This window comes from Nitrosopumilus sp. K4, from assembly GCF_018128925.1.
Lineage (GTDB): Archaea > Thermoproteota > Nitrososphaeria > Nitrososphaerales > Nitrosopumilaceae > HKST03.
Window position 1 is genome coordinate 630400 of sequence record NZ_CP067007.1, and the last position, 13396, is coordinate 643795.

A 13396-nucleotide genomic window follows, 5' to 3' on the forward strand; every position below is an offset into this window, starting at 1 on the left:
TATTTTACACATGAAGGCAATATGGAATGATGTTGTGATTGCAGAAAGTGATGACACTGTAGTAGTTGAAGGAAATCATTATTTTCCAATTGATTCGATAAAACCTGAGTATTTTAAAAAAACTGATTTGACAACATTTTGTGGTTGGAAGGGCATGGCAAATTATTATTCAGTTACAGTTAATGGCAAAACAAACAAGGACTGTGCATGGTATTATACCGAACCAAATGATGCTGCCAAGAAAATCAAAGGAATGGTTGCGTTCTGGAATGGCGTACAGGTGAAGTAATCATTCTTAATTATTAGAAAAACCATTTACACTTCAGTGAATCAGTACACTGCACTCGTTGGCGTTGGTATAGGAGTTGTCGCCCTGATGGCAGTAATCTTTGGTTTGGATATTCTGAAGCTCTCAGTATCGACACAAGATCATGATATCTTCGTAGATCCTATAATTGATAAACAAAACCTCTTTGTTACTGGCAGAATAACAATTCAAAACACTGGATCTCAACCATTGACAAACATCCGTGTAAATTTTGGAGCAGGTGACACCCTTGACCTTGGAACACTAAAGACTGGCCAAAAAATCATCATTTCTCCTCCTCCTGATAATCCGATGGAGTTTGTAATGATAGAGGCAGATGATGGAATCTTTGTTAACAAGGCATATCGTGAATTGCCAAAGATGGTTGGAATGATGGGTTCGTAAGATTTCCGAGCAGTTAAATCTCATAATTTTCTAGCATGTTTGTTTGAAATTTCTCACCTCAGGCAAAGTAAAGGATCTGTATGATGTAGATGAAAACACACTTCTCTTCAAATTCTCTGATAGGGTTTCTGCATATGATGTGAAATTCAAAGAAGACATCCCAAAAAAAGGCGAGGTTTTGTGTAAATTTGCTGAGTTTTGGTTCGATGAACTGTCTGTTCCAAATCACTTTGTGAAAAGGCAATCAGATACTGAAATTATTGTAAAGAAAATGAAGATGCTTCCAATCGAATGTGTGGTTAGAGGCTATTTTTATGGAAGTCTTGTTAGCAGATGGAAAAAAGGCGAAGTCAAAGTTTCAGAAGGCACTGATGCTAGACTTGCAGCCAAACTTCCAGAGCCTCTTTTTGATCCTACTACAAAGTCAGAACATGACATTCCAATTAACAAAGAAAAAGCTCTACAAATGAAACTTGTCACTGAAGAACAATACTCTTGGCTGGAAAGAACATCTATTGGTATTTACAAACAAATGTCTGCAGTTGCAGATAAGGCCGGATTCATTCTTGCTGATTTGAAATTAGAGTTTGGCATTTTAGATGGTAAAATCACATTGGGTGACTCTATTGGCCCTGATGAGTATAGATTATGGCCAAAGGATGCGTATGAGATTGGCAAAACCCAAGAAGCATACGATAAGCAAATTCTACGTGACTGGTTAACTGAAAACGGTTATCAAAAACAATTTGATGATGCAAGAGATGCAGGAAAAGAACCTGTCCCGCCCTCTATTCCGCCTGAAATAATTCAAAAGATGACAAAACGATATGTCACTGCATTTGAAAATCTAACCGGCCATTCTCTATGATTTCTATTTGTATTGCTGTCTTGATTATTTGCTGACTAGAAGCTAACGCTCAACTCGAATTTTATTTTTGGACCTTTTTGCAAAAACCGTTTTGACAGGTCATATGGCCTGTTTTGCAGGACATTTTTCCAGGACATGCTTTTTTTTGATGTCTTACTGATTTTTTTGGACCGATACAATAATCCTGCTCTTACTATCAATGATATTGTAATGGATTGAAATTATTTGAAAGCATTATGATATTTTTAGTAGCAGTAACCTAAAACATCGTAGTGCTATGATTATTTTTGATGTAAAAAAAAATTGATGCGATTAGACAAAAAAATATGATACAAGGATCTTTTAGCTCATACCTGAACTACCTGTTAGTATGTCTACGTTACTGGAAAAACAGATTAAAGTAAATCGTATTGTTACGACAAGCATTGAACATGCTCGTGCAATTGAAGACCCTGCACGTGCAAAAATTATTGAAATCCTGTACAAAAAATCATTGTCAGCTGATCAAATTTCAAATGAGCTAAAAAAGATAGGGTACAAAAAAGCTCTGACTACAGTCCGTCATCATTTGGATATTCTAAAAGAATCAGGTCTGATTGAAATTGCAAAAATTGAAGAATCTCGTGGTGCAATCACAAAGTACTATAGCACTTCAACAAAACTGCTCGGATATGATGCACCTGAGGATTTTGATTCAAAATACTCAAAGGTCATTGATAACACGTCTGCCAAAATTGAAAAAATTCTAAAAAGCCTTACTCCAAAAACTACCAAATCAAAAAAGAGCAAAGGACAAAACCATGAAGATTATTCTCAGTATCTGGTATTGGAGATTATGAATCGTGCAATGACAAATGTACTTGAAAATTCGGGCAAAAAATAATCGGTAAAACTAAAGTAACTCCAAAAAGAATCTCAAGACATGGTTCGTGTATTTTACAGCCAGAAGACAGAACAACTCATCGAACAGATGAAGTTGACTGGTTGGCGTCAACGAGTTCGAGAAAACCTTGATCATAGTCATCAGGATCTGTCTGATAATTGGAAATTGTGTGCAATTGGTGAGAGAATTAGGCTTGAAGGACGTGACTTGAACTCCATTAAGGACTTGACTCCAGAGGCGATCAAACTTGGATATGATTTTTCAGTTGCAATGCAAGAAAAAGACAACCAAAAAGCACTTGAAATTATTACAAGGATTGAACAACTAGAAACAATTTGGAGAGACGAACAATATGGATGAAAAAGCCAAAAATTTGTTTTTGGGAAAAAATCTAGTTTACATTGCAACCTTGATGAAAGATGGCTCACCACAACTCTCCCCTGTGTGGGCAGATTTTGAAGATGAACATATTTTGGTAAATACTGCTGAAGGAAGGATAAAACACAAAAACGTTTTGCGTGATCCTCGCGTTGCAGTTTCAGTTGTCTCAAAAGACAACCCTCTTGACATGACAACAATTCGTGGAAAGGTTGTTGAATTAATTCCAGACTATGATTACAAACATGCTGACAGACTAACGCAACAATACATGGGACGTGAACACTATCCTTTCAAAAGAGAAAATGAAAAAAGAATTATTTTGAAAATCAAACCAGAACGTGTTTTTGTTTTGCCTGAACTTAAAATGAATGACGAGTAAAATTAAACATATTTCTAAACTCGAATTTAGAAACATTTTATTTTGATACTGTCAAGTCTCGAAAAAAGATGGTAAAGGCAGCTTAACGTCGACGTTTTGCTGCCTTTCTCTTTGGAGCTGCTTTCTTAGCTGCAGTTTTTCTCTTTGGAGCGGCTTTGCGTTTTGCTGCCTTTCTCTTTGGAGCTGCTTTCTTAGCTGCAGTTTTTCTCTTTGGAGCGGCTTTGCGTTTTGCTGCCTTTCTCTTTGGAGCTGCTTTCTTAGCTGCAGTTTTTCTCTTTGGTGCTGCACGTTTTGTTGCACCTTTTCGAGTTGCGGCTGCTCTCTTAGCTGCGGCTCTTCTCTTTCGAGTAGCTGCTGCTTTTGCGGCTTCAGCTGCTTTCTTAGCTGCATTTCTCTTTCGAGTTCTTGCTGCTTTCTTAGCTGCCTCAGCTCGTTTGGCTTTGGATATTGCCATACAGATTTGCAAAAATTATAGATGTTATATGGTAAAAGTCATACAATATTGCGTCAACAATAGAATAATTTGACACATTTTTTGTTTTTTAGAAATTTATCGATCAACAATTTGCAATGCAAACACTTCCAACATCAACTGTTGCTTGCGGTTTTAGCGGTTTTATTGTTACATTTAGCTGTTCTTGTTCATCATATGGGATATCAAACTGTGTTGTCCAACTAACTGGCTTGTTTGGCTCTAGGTAGTCCTCTAACAAGTCTTCTGCAGAAAATGCACCATAAACTGCTTCATGCTTTCTTAATTTTTCATCAATCAGGATAAACTGTCCGCCTGATATCCTGATTTCCTCATTGCTGATGTTTTTTGCATTTATCCTTATCTTCACAAAGATGTTTTCTGGTTTTGTATCCTTGTTTCCGTTATGTGTACCATCAAATGTTATGACATATTCTATGGGACCGACAGTTATTGGCTCTCCTGCAACTGCTGTCACATAATTTGTCTGGTATAGTGTATATGCGTATATTGCAACCCCCATGGAGATGATTATTGCACCAATTACTATGACCAAACCCATTCGTGCCATGGGTAAAATACTGAAAAATTGGTATATAGTTGAAGCGTAAATTCAGAAAAAAGTAAGCTTCAGGCCCGTGCATGATGCACAAGAGAGAGGGCTGGGCCTGAATCTTGACTAGTATACGACTGAATATATCATAAAAAGGCCGGAATTTTGGTTATTTTGTGGGTTCCTTTTTGGAATTTTGTTGGGAAATTACCAATTGAATTAAAAATATGTCAAAAGGGTAGGGGTATTATGGGAAGATTCAAGCCATTAGATAGAAAAGATTACATCAAAATCGTTGCAATTTTTGGAATTATTGCATTTCCTATACTGTTTGCATTGTCTGTTGTTGATTGATTTTAGTACAAAATTATTGTATTTTTGCGATCAAGTATGCTTGTCATAATTGCATAATACGCACAGTTAATCTTTTATTTCTCATTTTTAGGACATGTGTCAATGAATAGAAAAATTCTCTTAGGAGCAACAATTACAGCAACTTTTGCAGTATTGATGTTTGCAAGTCCTCTGGCATCTGCCATTACTAGTCTTACTGGTGGCAATCTGGATGTTACTGGAACCGCAATCGATTCTGTAACTTTTGATGTATCTCCAGGAACCATTGACACACTTGGTAATGACTTTGGTGGATATGGTGTTTTAACTGATGGTACATTAGTAGTTGTTACGTCTCACAAAGGAGTCTATGACAGTGAAGGACAAACACATCCTAACAAACATGTAACTTTTGATGTGTGTAATCAAGGATTAGTTACTGCTGGATTTTGTGGTCCTGAATGGCATACTCATATGGTAGATCTTGCACCAGAAACAACCGGCACATGCAATCCAAATGTTGGTGTTGGATATCCTGCATTAGAGGTTGCAAATCTCTCATGGGAAGAAGCAACATCTCAATTGACAATAGATGCACAATCTATTACTGTTGAAGGTGTTCCTTCGAGTCAATCACTCATAAGCTCAATTTCTGGCACGTCCGAAACTTGGAATACTGGAAACATCGCAGGTGCACTTGTTGACTTTGATCTACGTGGTGCAATTGATGGTGATGGCAACTTACATGTCTGTGTTGAAAATATCGCAGCTGTAGTTCCTTAATCCTTCTTTTTCTTTATTTTCTGACCATACATTATGGGGTTTAGCTTTTACGCACGACTTTGAAACTTGACCCATGTTTATCTGGGAGACCTTGGTGGTTTGACGGTTGCATTTTATATCTAGGCACAAATGTTAAACCCCCCCTCAAAACACATGATTTTGAAAAAATGATATTGTGCCTAATATGACTAAAATTCATGGGGGGTTTAACGCCTAGGCATGATTTTGAAAAATTACCCTTTTTTGAATTAGAACATTGATGATAATGACTCTGTTGATCTGTTTAACATATCCATAGTTCCGATGATTATTTTTTCCAAAAATTGATTAGCTTGATTGATGATTGATTCAAAATCCATCTGCAACATAATTTTTTGCATGTGTTGATGTGTGAAATTTCTGTATTATCCATCTGTATGTTTTTTTGAACGAACATTGTTATCTAAAAGAGAGGGGTTTTTGGGCAAAAACTGTGCAAGAAGAGGGAAAACCCCTCTTCGAAATGACACAAACTACTCACTGTTCTTTTTCAAGTCTAATGGTAATCTTGCCTTTTTTGGCAGTATTTACTACTTTTAGGGCTCTGCTCATTACACCCATGCCAAATCTTGATAATTCTGCAGCTGAAATGGTTACTTCTCTTGATTTGGCTGATTTTGAAGCTTTTTGTTTCATGAATTGAATATGTGAATTTTGAATATAAGACCCGCGTAGAATTGATAAATTATCTATTTTTTAAAATAAAAAAGAAAAAAGGTTAGAAAACCTTAATGCATTGTGCAACTGCACGGAAATGTTCCCATCCATGAGAAGCAGGATCTGAGAAAGCCCTAGCTTCAACAACCCATGAATTTCCTGAGGCCATACTGGATTGTATATGTGGACCGATATGGGAAAACTCGCCTAATACCAATCCATCAAAACCTCCACCAGATAAAGCCCATGTTGCTGGACATGTTGCTGTTGCTGTATCTTTAATTGGATAAGATACACCAGTATCATCAACCCATACTGTGGGGCCCGACACTATGATTCTTGCAGTGGTTTCTGCCTCATTAACGCTGATGCATAATACTGAGCCATCTGCTTGAATGGCACGAATTGCATTAGTTCCACAATCAGTACCTAGGATACTGTTTAATGTTGCAACATCTTCTTCAAGTGCATCAATTGCATCTGCATTTGCTTCAACATCTGAACTCAATGCATCTATTTCAGCATTAATTGCATCAATCTGTGCCTGTAATGCTGCAATATTTGCATCATTATCTGCAGTTAGTGTGTCTATTTCAGCATTAATTGCATCAATTTGTTCTTGCAAGTTTGTGAATGGAAGTCCATTTGAGACCCCACCGTTTGCCGGGCTTGCTTCATTAGCATTTCCATTGGCTGCAAACACTCCTGGGTTGAAACCTAGTGTCCCAACAACCATGATCGCAGCTAATGCTATTGCTATTATTGTTTTAGTCATTGTTTTTTTGAAATATTGTTGCAATATAATTATTTATGAAATTATGATGATCGCTAATTCATCAATTGTTATTTTATCTAAAATGTCTTCATCAAAAACCTTGCTGTTTTTTCATGCATTTCTGAGACTCTGTCAATTGCATCAAAAAACGTCTGCTGGTTTATGTCTGCTTTGTCATCTAATACGACATACACTCCTACTTTCTGTTTGCCATCTTCCACTAGTATTTTGTTGATTGCTTGTATGGAATAGCAAAAATCTCCTACTTTTTTCTCAAATTTTGCTTTTTCATCCTCATTAAACCCCAAGTACCTTGCAATCTGGTTATTTTTCATTACGACTTTGGCACCAACAACTAACACTCCTGGTTGGGCTTTTGGCTCAAAAATTTCTATGGGTATTCCAAATTGCCCTGCATGCTTTACAAGAATGTGAAAACTGTTTTCTGGGTTTTTCACTTCGTTAAATGAGAGGCTTTCGTGAATCAACCATCTTTCTACGTTGTCTCTCATTTTGCTCATATTGTGTGGCTTTACCAGAGGTACTATATGATTCTAAATCTTCTAATTGTTTTATGGTGTAAATTATCTATGTTTCAAAACTCGAATTTAGAAATATTGTAAATCTATGCCTGCAAATCTGTGTTTTCAAATGTTGACGTTGAACCCGTCTTCAAAAACTGGCAGTTGGGTTGCAATTAAAATATTCATAAATATTCCAATTACTGCCAAAACAATTCCAAGATATAAGCAATTTTTTGCTTTTTTTGGATCCTCATTTCTTAAAATAAAATATGCAATTACTCCACCTATTAATCCAAGAAATATTGGCAAAAGAAACCATGCATTACTCCTTGGTTTTTCTGGATACATTGTTCTTCTTCTCTTTGATAATCAATAAATTTCATTCATTTGCTTGTTGCCATCTTTTTTTGAAGTTGTGTTATCTCTATTTCTACTGTTTCTAGCGGATCTTCTACTTGGTTTCTTTTTATTGAAAACATTTTTGGTTTTTCAAAGTCGTCAGTACAATCTGGGCATGCATACACTAAGACTCTGTGTTCGTTAGGTGCTTTTGGGTTTGATAATCTTGGATAATACACCAACCTTGCCCCGCAATCAACACAATATCTGTTGGCCCTTCTAGTCCTGACCAATGTAAACCTCCTGCATTATTGAATATCTGCGATCATCTATTAGATCTGTTTTGTCTAATAGAGTAAACCAAATTGTTTCAACCGATCAATGTTTCAAAACTCGAATTTAGAAATATCCATTATTTTTCATTACTGTGTTTGGACTAATGTGTTTCAAAACTCGAATTTAGAAATATAAAAGCGCCGCCCATCAGACTTGAACTGACGACCGTCCGATTAACAGTCGGATGCTCTACCACGCTGAGCTAGGGCGGCAACAGATTTGTTCCTTGAAGGAAGTGATTTAATCCTTGCGTCTATGTGTTTTAGACCAAAGTCTAAATCTTCTCAGTTAAATTTTGCAAAAAACTCTTTGATGTCTTTTGAATATTTCTCTACTAACTCTATAATTTCTAGATGTTCATCTGCTGTTGGTTCTCTTTGATGTACGACTTGAAATGCACTAAGTGCAGAACCTACCATTTCCCCAACAAAAAAACCGCATAGAAAGTCTCCGACATTTTGACAATCCCATGTTTGTCCTACTCGAGGTGATGCACCTGCTGTTTTGTACAATTCAAGTGTCTGTGTGATTAACTCAGTTGTTTGTTTTGTAAACTCAGGGTCTAAAGTCATTGAAAATTCTCAAAATTTTATACTATTTTTCAATACCTTTTTTCTTCTCATAGACATAAATGCCGTCTAAGAATACTCTGTGGTCTTTGTCTTTAACTTTGGTATGTAATTCTATGTTGGCAGCTGTTTGTGTAATGTCTGTCCATACTTCTCCTGTTAATATTATGTCTTCACCTTTTGGAACTACTTTGGTATTGCCTACTATTTTTGTAGTTCGTGGTGCTCTTTCACCTTGGAAGTTTTCAATTAGGACTGTTTTGCCTTCAACTTTTACTGTGATTGGAAAGTGTGCAAAAACAACTTTCATTTTAATTGTATATCCTTCGATAAGACCTTCGCAGATGTTTCTGATGATTGATCTTGAAGTATGTAGTATTGAATAATCTCTCTTTCTTCTACCGATTGCTTTTAGCTGTACTTTGTTATCTTTTATTTCAATGTCTACTGGAATGTTTCTAAAACTCTTGTGAGTTTTTCCTAGTGGTCCTTGAAATTGTAACATGTGTTTTTTTTGTGTAATTGTGACTCCTTCTGGAATTTCCACAACGTCTTCAAATTTTTCAACTTGCTCAGTAGACATATCCTATCAAAAATCCTCCTAGTCCTTTGTTTACTGCTTCATGATGGGACATTACGCCTTGGTTTGTCGTAACAAGCAGCATTCCTCGGTTATATGCTGGCAAATATTGCTGTTCCCAACTGTTGTATTGATCGTTTTTTACTTTGAATCGTGGTGAGATTGCTCCGCATTTTGTAATTTTTGCAAGCAATTTGATTTTGAATTTTCCTCCTCTTTTATCGTCTATGTGTTCAAACTCTCCAATATACCCATCTTTCTGCAATGTTTTTAGAACTTCAATTCCTAGTTTTGATGTTGGCAATATGGTACAATCTCCTTTTCTTCTTGATTCATTGTTGTATAGTGTGTTGAACAGGTTTGCTAAAACGTTAGTTGCTGGCATATCTTATCACCGATTTTTCCTGAATCCTAAAGATGTTGCTACTTCTCTGAAGCATCGTCTGCATATCATGAGGTCATATTTCTGAATAACAGCTGTATAATCACCGCATCTTTTACACCATCTGGAACCTCTTCCAAAATCGTGCTTTTTTCTTCCTGTAAATTCATATGATCTATCTTTTGCCATTATACTACAGTCACTCCAAATTCTTTTGTTAGATAATCTTTTGCTTCTTGTTTGCTGATAATGTGCTTCTTTCCAACACTTGCTTTGTGTTTACTCCTTCTTCTAATTCCATATCCTGGTCTTGTTAGTGTAACTGATATTCCTAATCCTAAAATTCCAATTTGTGGATCGTATTTTACTCCTGGAATGTCGATATGTTCTCTAATTCCAAACGAATAATTTCCAAAATTGTCAAATGCTTTTCCATTTACTTGATTCCCTTTAGCTTCAAACAATCTTTTTAACAATTCTTTTGCATCTTCTCCTCTCACTGTGACTGCGACACCTATTGGCTCTCCTTTTCTTACACCCCAATCCCTTTGTGTTTCTTTAGCTTCTCTGGCACATGATTTTTTACCTGAAATTTGATCCAGAGCTTTCTTTGCCACATCGATGACATCGCCTGACTTTCCTACGCCCATGTTGAGAACGACTTTCTCTAGTCTGATTTTCTTCATTGGGGATTCTGTTACTTGGGACATGTGATCACTTTATCTGAATTACTGGCTCCTCTTTACCAATTGCCATGATGATGTCAGCTGGAATTTCGATTTTTCTATCTCCTAAAACTAGTGCTGCTCTTTTTGGGAGGATAAACGAACCTTCTTCCATTGATTCAACCTTGCCGATTTGTCCTGCGTTAATTCCTCTTGTTACTAACGCTTGACACCCTGCTTCTAGTTTAATTACATCGATAATTTTTTGATCAGGGATTTGAATTAAACATGTATCTCCAATACTTACTTGTGTGTCTGAGATTGTCGAACGACCGTCATGAAATCCTATTTGCATTCTTCCTTTACTGATGGTTGATTTGCTTGTGACTCTGACTAGTTTCTTTGATTTTTCTGATTCATTGATCTTTAAGGGTTTCAGTAATTTTCCTTCCATTGGAACTAATCTGTATACATCTGACACGTTTTCTAACTCTACAACATCCATTAATCCAATTGCATGATGAAGTGATTTTCTAACCACTCCGTCAATCTTTACTTTTCCGGAGTATATTGATGCTTTAGCTTCTCTTAGACTTGTTACAATCTTTAACATATCTCTGAGAAACACTGCTGTTGGAACAGAATATGCCTTTTTGTGTGGTCCTGGTCTAACTGTGATGACAAATCTTTTGTCTTTTCTTGTAATCCCCCAAAACTGTGGGGCCATTTGCCTTTTGAGTTTTTTACTACCTGAAATACTTACCATTAACTATCATCCTCTTTCTTTTCTTTTGTCTCTACTTTTGTTTCTTTAGGTGTTTCTTGTTTTGGTGTTTCCTTTTGTTGTTTAGCTGGGTTTTTACCTTCTAGTTTTGTAATTCTCCACTTATCATCTGTGTTTAATCCTGTTATTTGGAGATTTGAAGTGTGAATATATACATCAAATTTGTCTCCTTTTGTCTTTTCTTTTTTTACTCCTTCAATTGCTACGCTGTTTTTTTCTGTTGACACTTTTGCAATCTTTCCATCAACACCTTTGAACTCCCCACGAATAATTTTTACACTGTCTCCTTCAACAACTCTAACGTTTTTCTTTGAATATTTTTTTCTTAACTCTTCTGATAACTGGCTTTTAAGCTGGTTGCTTTTAGTGTTGTATGTGGCACGATAAATCTGACTGTTTCTCATCTTAGTTGGTTTCATTTCATACCACCATTGATGCCAAGTTAGCTACTCTTGGCCATTTTTCTGAAGCTTCTGCTGCTACTGGTCCTTTGATGTCTGTTCCTTTGACTTCTCCTTCTGGGGTAATCAAAACAGCTGCGTTATCTTCAAAGGCAACTCTTACACCGTTTAGTCTGCGAACTGGATATTTTTGTCTAATAATTACTGCACCATAAACTTGTTTTCTTAATTCTGCAGGTCCTTTCTTTACTACTACGTTACAAAAATCGCCAACTGCTGCTGCTGGAAGTCTTGATACTCTTGTTTTGTGCTTTTGAACCATGACGATTTCTAAAATTTTTGCACCTGTGTTATCTGCACAAACTATGTTGGCGCCTACAGGGATTGATCTTGTGACGTATGGTCTAAATTCTTCTACGCCTTTGCCTGCTTGCTTTGCCATTATGCTTTAACCTCCACTACTACATATGATACTGATTTTGAGATTGGTCTGCATTCTGCAGTAAGGACATGATCTCCTGATTCTACATCGATACATTCAGGTACGTGGGCATGAATTGTATTCTTGCTTCTTGCATATCTCTTAAATTTACTAAAGTAAACTGGTAGTTCTTTTTGTAATGTGATTGTTTGTCTTGCTTTGTCGCTGGTTACTTTACCGTCAAACAGTTTTCCTCTGATTGATAATCTTCCGTGGAATGGGCAGTGTATGTCTGTGCATTCTCTTGATGGCTCTTTTACTTTCAATCCAATGTTTTTAGTCATGCTTTTCCTCCCAATCTGTCAAATGATCTTTTTGCAATGTTGGATCCTTTTACAATTATTTCTTTACTGTCTATGTTGAATTTAAAATCTGAACTTGTCTTTGCAATTGACTTGATTCCGTTTACTGTGTTGATTCTGATCATTGATTTTGTTTCATCAACAATTCTTCCATTTAATCCTATAATTTGTGGATTTGATGAGTTTGTGACTTCGGTATTCATTCCAATCAATTCATGTGATGTGATATTTTCTGATGTGATCATTTCTTCTTCATCTCGTTTAATCTTGTAAGCATTCTTGCTATGTCGTGTCGTAATGGTTTTAGTTTTCCACTTTCTTTTCTTAATGTACCTTTAGACCCATCTACTCTAAGCTTGGCAAGCTCGCTACGTGTTTCTTGAATCTTGCTTTTTAGATCTTTTTCATTTAATGCTCTGATTGTTTTCATACTTAATCTGCTCATTTCAATTTGGCCTCCTCTTCTTCAAGTGTTTCTAACTCTTTCATCTTTTCTTCTTCTAATGCAATTTGTTCAGATTCTGTTCTTGCTTTTCTTTCTGCTTCAGTTTCATCTCTCATCTTTCCTGTGTCTGCATCTTTGACTTGTTTTACTTTCTTTGGTTTCACAGTCTTTAATTCAAATTCTGGTACGAATTTTTCTTTTCTTGCAATTCTGATTCTGATTCCAATTAATCCCATTGGTGTTTTAACATGTGCGATGTCCTCATCTACAATGACTTCTGCATGGTGGCCTGCTCTTGGCAAAATTCCTGCAGTGTGTTTTTCAAATGCAGAACGGTCACCTCGTAATTTTCCTGAAATTGTGATTTGAACTCCCATTGCACCGTTTTCCATAATTTGCTTTAGTGTCCACATTGTTGCTCTTCTAAAAGCTGTTCCACGCTCAATATGTGATGCCATTCTGTTACACATCACACTTGGTGATAATTCCGGCTTGTCTATCTCCACTACTGAAATTTGTGGGTTTTTTAATCCAAAGTCTGTTGCAAGTTTGTCTGTTAACTCTCTAATTCCTGAACCTTTTCTTCCGATTACGATTCCTGGTCTTGTAACATGTAATGCCACTCTTGTTCCTGTTGGTGTTTTTGAAATCTCAGCATGTGAAAAACCTGCTTCTTTAATTGCTGCTCTGAGATAATCTTTGAGCAACATCATGTTGTAATTGTCTTTGATTACATTTTTGACTGATGACATT

General features: G+C 36.4%; 26 protein-coding genes and 1 tRNA gene. 7 read left to right on the top strand and 20 right to left on the bottom strand.

Features of this window, described 5'->3' with window-relative positions; translation table 11 throughout:
• Positions 1-10: 10 nt before the first annotated feature.
• From NsoK4_RS03735 to NsoK4_RS03760, 6 genes are all read left to right on the top strand, one after another.
• The gene (locus NsoK4_RS03735; RefSeq protein WP_211688261.1) at positions 11-289 is read left to right on the top strand and encodes a DUF427 domain-containing protein; all 279 of its coding nucleotides are present in this window, start codon (positions 11-13) and stop codon (positions 287-289) included.
• 87 nt (positions 290-376) lie between these two features.
• Positions 377-712 (top strand): hypothetical protein, encoded by a 336-nt coding sequence (locus NsoK4_RS03740; RefSeq protein ID WP_371816025.1) that lies wholly within the window; start codon positions 377-379, stop codon positions 710-712.
• A gap of 43 nt (positions 713-755) precedes the next feature.
• Complete coding sequence (gene purC / locus NsoK4_RS03745) at positions 756-1580, top strand: phosphoribosylaminoimidazolesuccinocarboxamide synthase (RefSeq protein WP_211688266.1); 825 nt, start codon at positions 756-758, stop codon at positions 1578-1580.
• A 370-nt stretch (positions 1581-1950) separates the two neighbouring features.
• Entirely contained in the window at positions 1951-2463 is a 513-nt protein-coding gene (locus NsoK4_RS03750; RefSeq protein WP_211688268.1) for a winged helix-turn-helix domain-containing protein, read from the top strand.
• A gap of 39 nt (positions 2464-2502) precedes the next feature.
• Positions 2503-2823: a hypothetical protein gene (locus NsoK4_RS03755; protein ID WP_211688270.1), complete on the top strand. Its 321-nt coding sequence runs from the start codon at positions 2503-2505 to the stop codon at positions 2821-2823.
• Positions 2816-3223: a PPOX class F420-dependent oxidoreductase gene (locus NsoK4_RS03760; RefSeq protein ID WP_211688273.1), complete on the top strand. Its 408-nt coding sequence runs from the start codon at positions 2816-2818 to the stop codon at positions 3221-3223. Before NsoK4_RS03755 ends, NsoK4_RS03760 begins: the two co-directional genes overlap by 8 nt.
• 82 nt (positions 3224-3305) lie before the next feature.
• Here the strand turns inward: NsoK4_RS03760 and NsoK4_RS03765 are convergent, their stop codons facing one another.
• Both NsoK4_RS03765 and NsoK4_RS03770 read right to left on the bottom strand, forming a co-directional pair.
• Entirely contained in the window at positions 3306-3677 is a 372-nt protein-coding gene (locus tag NsoK4_RS03765; RefSeq protein ID WP_211688275.1) for a hypothetical protein, read from the bottom strand.
• A gap of 103 nt (positions 3678-3780) precedes the next feature.
• Complete coding sequence (locus NsoK4_RS03770) at positions 3781-4266, bottom strand: DUF4352 domain-containing protein (RefSeq protein ID WP_211688277.1); 486 nt, start codon at positions 4264-4266, stop codon at positions 3781-3783.
• A 438-nt stretch (positions 4267-4704) separates the two neighbouring features.
• Between NsoK4_RS03770 and NsoK4_RS03775 the strand changes: the two genes are divergently transcribed.
• Complete coding sequence (locus tag NsoK4_RS03775; RefSeq protein ID WP_211688279.1) at positions 4705-5364, top strand: hypothetical protein; 660 nt, start codon at positions 4705-4707, stop codon at positions 5362-5364.
• Between the two features lie 516 nt (positions 5365-5880).
• Here NsoK4_RS03775 and NsoK4_RS03780 read toward each other — a convergent pair.
• The 18 genes from NsoK4_RS03780 to NsoK4_RS03865 form a co-directional block, all read right to left on the bottom strand.
• Positions 5881-6039 carry a hypothetical protein gene (locus NsoK4_RS03780; protein WP_211688281.1) on the bottom strand — a complete coding sequence of 53 codons (159 nt, stop codon included), beginning with the start codon at positions 6037-6039 and terminating at the stop codon, positions 5881-5883.
• An 82-nt stretch (positions 6040-6121) separates the two neighbouring features.
• Entirely contained in the window at positions 6122-6835 is a 714-nt protein-coding gene (locus NsoK4_RS03785; protein ID WP_211688284.1) for a hypothetical protein, read from the bottom strand.
• A gap of 77 nt (positions 6836-6912) precedes the next feature.
• Positions 6913-7356, bottom strand: a complete 444-nt coding sequence (locus NsoK4_RS03790; protein ID WP_211688286.1) for a DUF2299 family protein — start codon at positions 7354-7356, stop codon at positions 6913-6915.
• 126 nt (positions 7357-7482) lie between these two features.
• Positions 7483-7707, bottom strand: coding sequence for a hypothetical protein (locus NsoK4_RS03795; RefSeq protein ID WP_211688288.1), 225 nt, complete (start codon positions 7705-7707; stop codon positions 7483-7485).
• Positions 7708-7742: 35 nt separating this feature from the next.
• Positions 7743-7991 carry a hypothetical protein gene (locus NsoK4_RS03800; protein ID WP_211688290.1) on the bottom strand — a complete coding sequence of 83 codons (249 nt, stop codon included), beginning with the start codon at positions 7989-7991 and terminating at the stop codon, positions 7743-7745.
• Between the two features lie 181 nt (positions 7992-8172).
• A tRNA-Asn gene (locus NsoK4_RS03805) sits at positions 8173-8246 on the bottom strand.
• 72 nt (positions 8247-8318) lie between these two features.
• Positions 8319-8606 (bottom strand): hypothetical protein, encoded by a 288-nt coding sequence (locus NsoK4_RS03810; protein WP_211688292.1) that lies wholly within the window; start codon positions 8604-8606, stop codon positions 8319-8321.
• A gap of 22 nt (positions 8607-8628) precedes the next feature.
• A complete protein-coding gene (locus NsoK4_RS03815; protein ID WP_211688294.1) occupies positions 8629-9186 on the bottom strand; it encodes a 50S ribosomal protein L6 in 558 nt (185 codons plus the stop codon).
• Positions 9176-9568, bottom strand: coding sequence for a 30S ribosomal protein S8 (locus tag NsoK4_RS03820; protein WP_211688296.1), 393 nt, complete (start codon positions 9566-9568; stop codon positions 9176-9178). The genes NsoK4_RS03815 and NsoK4_RS03820 overlap by 11 nt, the downstream gene beginning before the upstream one ends.
• Before the next feature lie 6 nt (positions 9569-9574).
• Complete coding sequence (locus NsoK4_RS03825; RefSeq protein ID WP_012215179.1) at positions 9575-9754, bottom strand: 30S ribosomal protein S14; 180 nt, start codon at positions 9752-9754, stop codon at positions 9575-9577.
• Complete coding sequence (locus NsoK4_RS03830) at positions 9754-10275, bottom strand: 50S ribosomal protein L5 (RefSeq protein WP_211688298.1); 522 nt, start codon at positions 10273-10275, stop codon at positions 9754-9756. Before NsoK4_RS03830 ends, NsoK4_RS03825 begins: the two co-directional genes overlap by 1 nt.
• Positions 10276-10279: 4 nt before the next feature.
• Complete coding sequence (locus tag NsoK4_RS03835; protein ID WP_211688301.1) at positions 10280-10996, bottom strand: 30S ribosomal protein S4e; 717 nt, start codon at positions 10994-10996, stop codon at positions 10280-10282.
• Positions 10996-11433: a 50S ribosomal protein L24 gene (rplX, locus tag NsoK4_RS03840; protein WP_211688304.1), complete on the bottom strand. Its 438-nt coding sequence runs from the start codon at positions 11431-11433 to the stop codon at positions 10996-10998. Before rplX ends, NsoK4_RS03835 begins: the two co-directional genes overlap by 1 nt.
• A gap of 1 nt (position 11434) precedes the next feature.
• Positions 11435-11857, bottom strand: coding sequence for a 50S ribosomal protein L14 (locus NsoK4_RS03845; protein ID WP_211688306.1), 423 nt, complete (start codon positions 11855-11857; stop codon positions 11435-11437).
• Complete coding sequence (locus NsoK4_RS03850; protein ID WP_211688309.1) at positions 11857-12180, bottom strand: 30S ribosomal protein S17; 324 nt, start codon at positions 12178-12180, stop codon at positions 11857-11859. The genes NsoK4_RS03845 and NsoK4_RS03850 overlap by 1 nt, the downstream gene beginning before the upstream one ends.
• Positions 12177-12443, bottom strand: a complete 267-nt coding sequence (locus tag NsoK4_RS03855; protein ID WP_211688312.1) for a ribonuclease P protein subunit — start codon at positions 12441-12443, stop codon at positions 12177-12179. The genes NsoK4_RS03850 and NsoK4_RS03855 overlap by 4 nt, the downstream gene beginning before the upstream one ends.
• Positions 12440-12643: a 50S ribosomal protein L29 gene (gene rpmC, locus NsoK4_RS03860; protein WP_211688314.1), complete on the bottom strand. Its 204-nt coding sequence runs from the start codon at positions 12641-12643 to the stop codon at positions 12440-12442. Before rpmC ends, NsoK4_RS03855 begins: the two co-directional genes overlap by 4 nt.
• A complete protein-coding gene (locus NsoK4_RS03865; RefSeq protein ID WP_211688317.1) occupies positions 12640-13395 on the bottom strand; it encodes a 30S ribosomal protein S3 in 756 nt (251 codons plus the stop codon). Before NsoK4_RS03865 ends, rpmC begins: the two co-directional genes overlap by 4 nt.
• Position 13396: the final 1 nt, after the last annotated feature.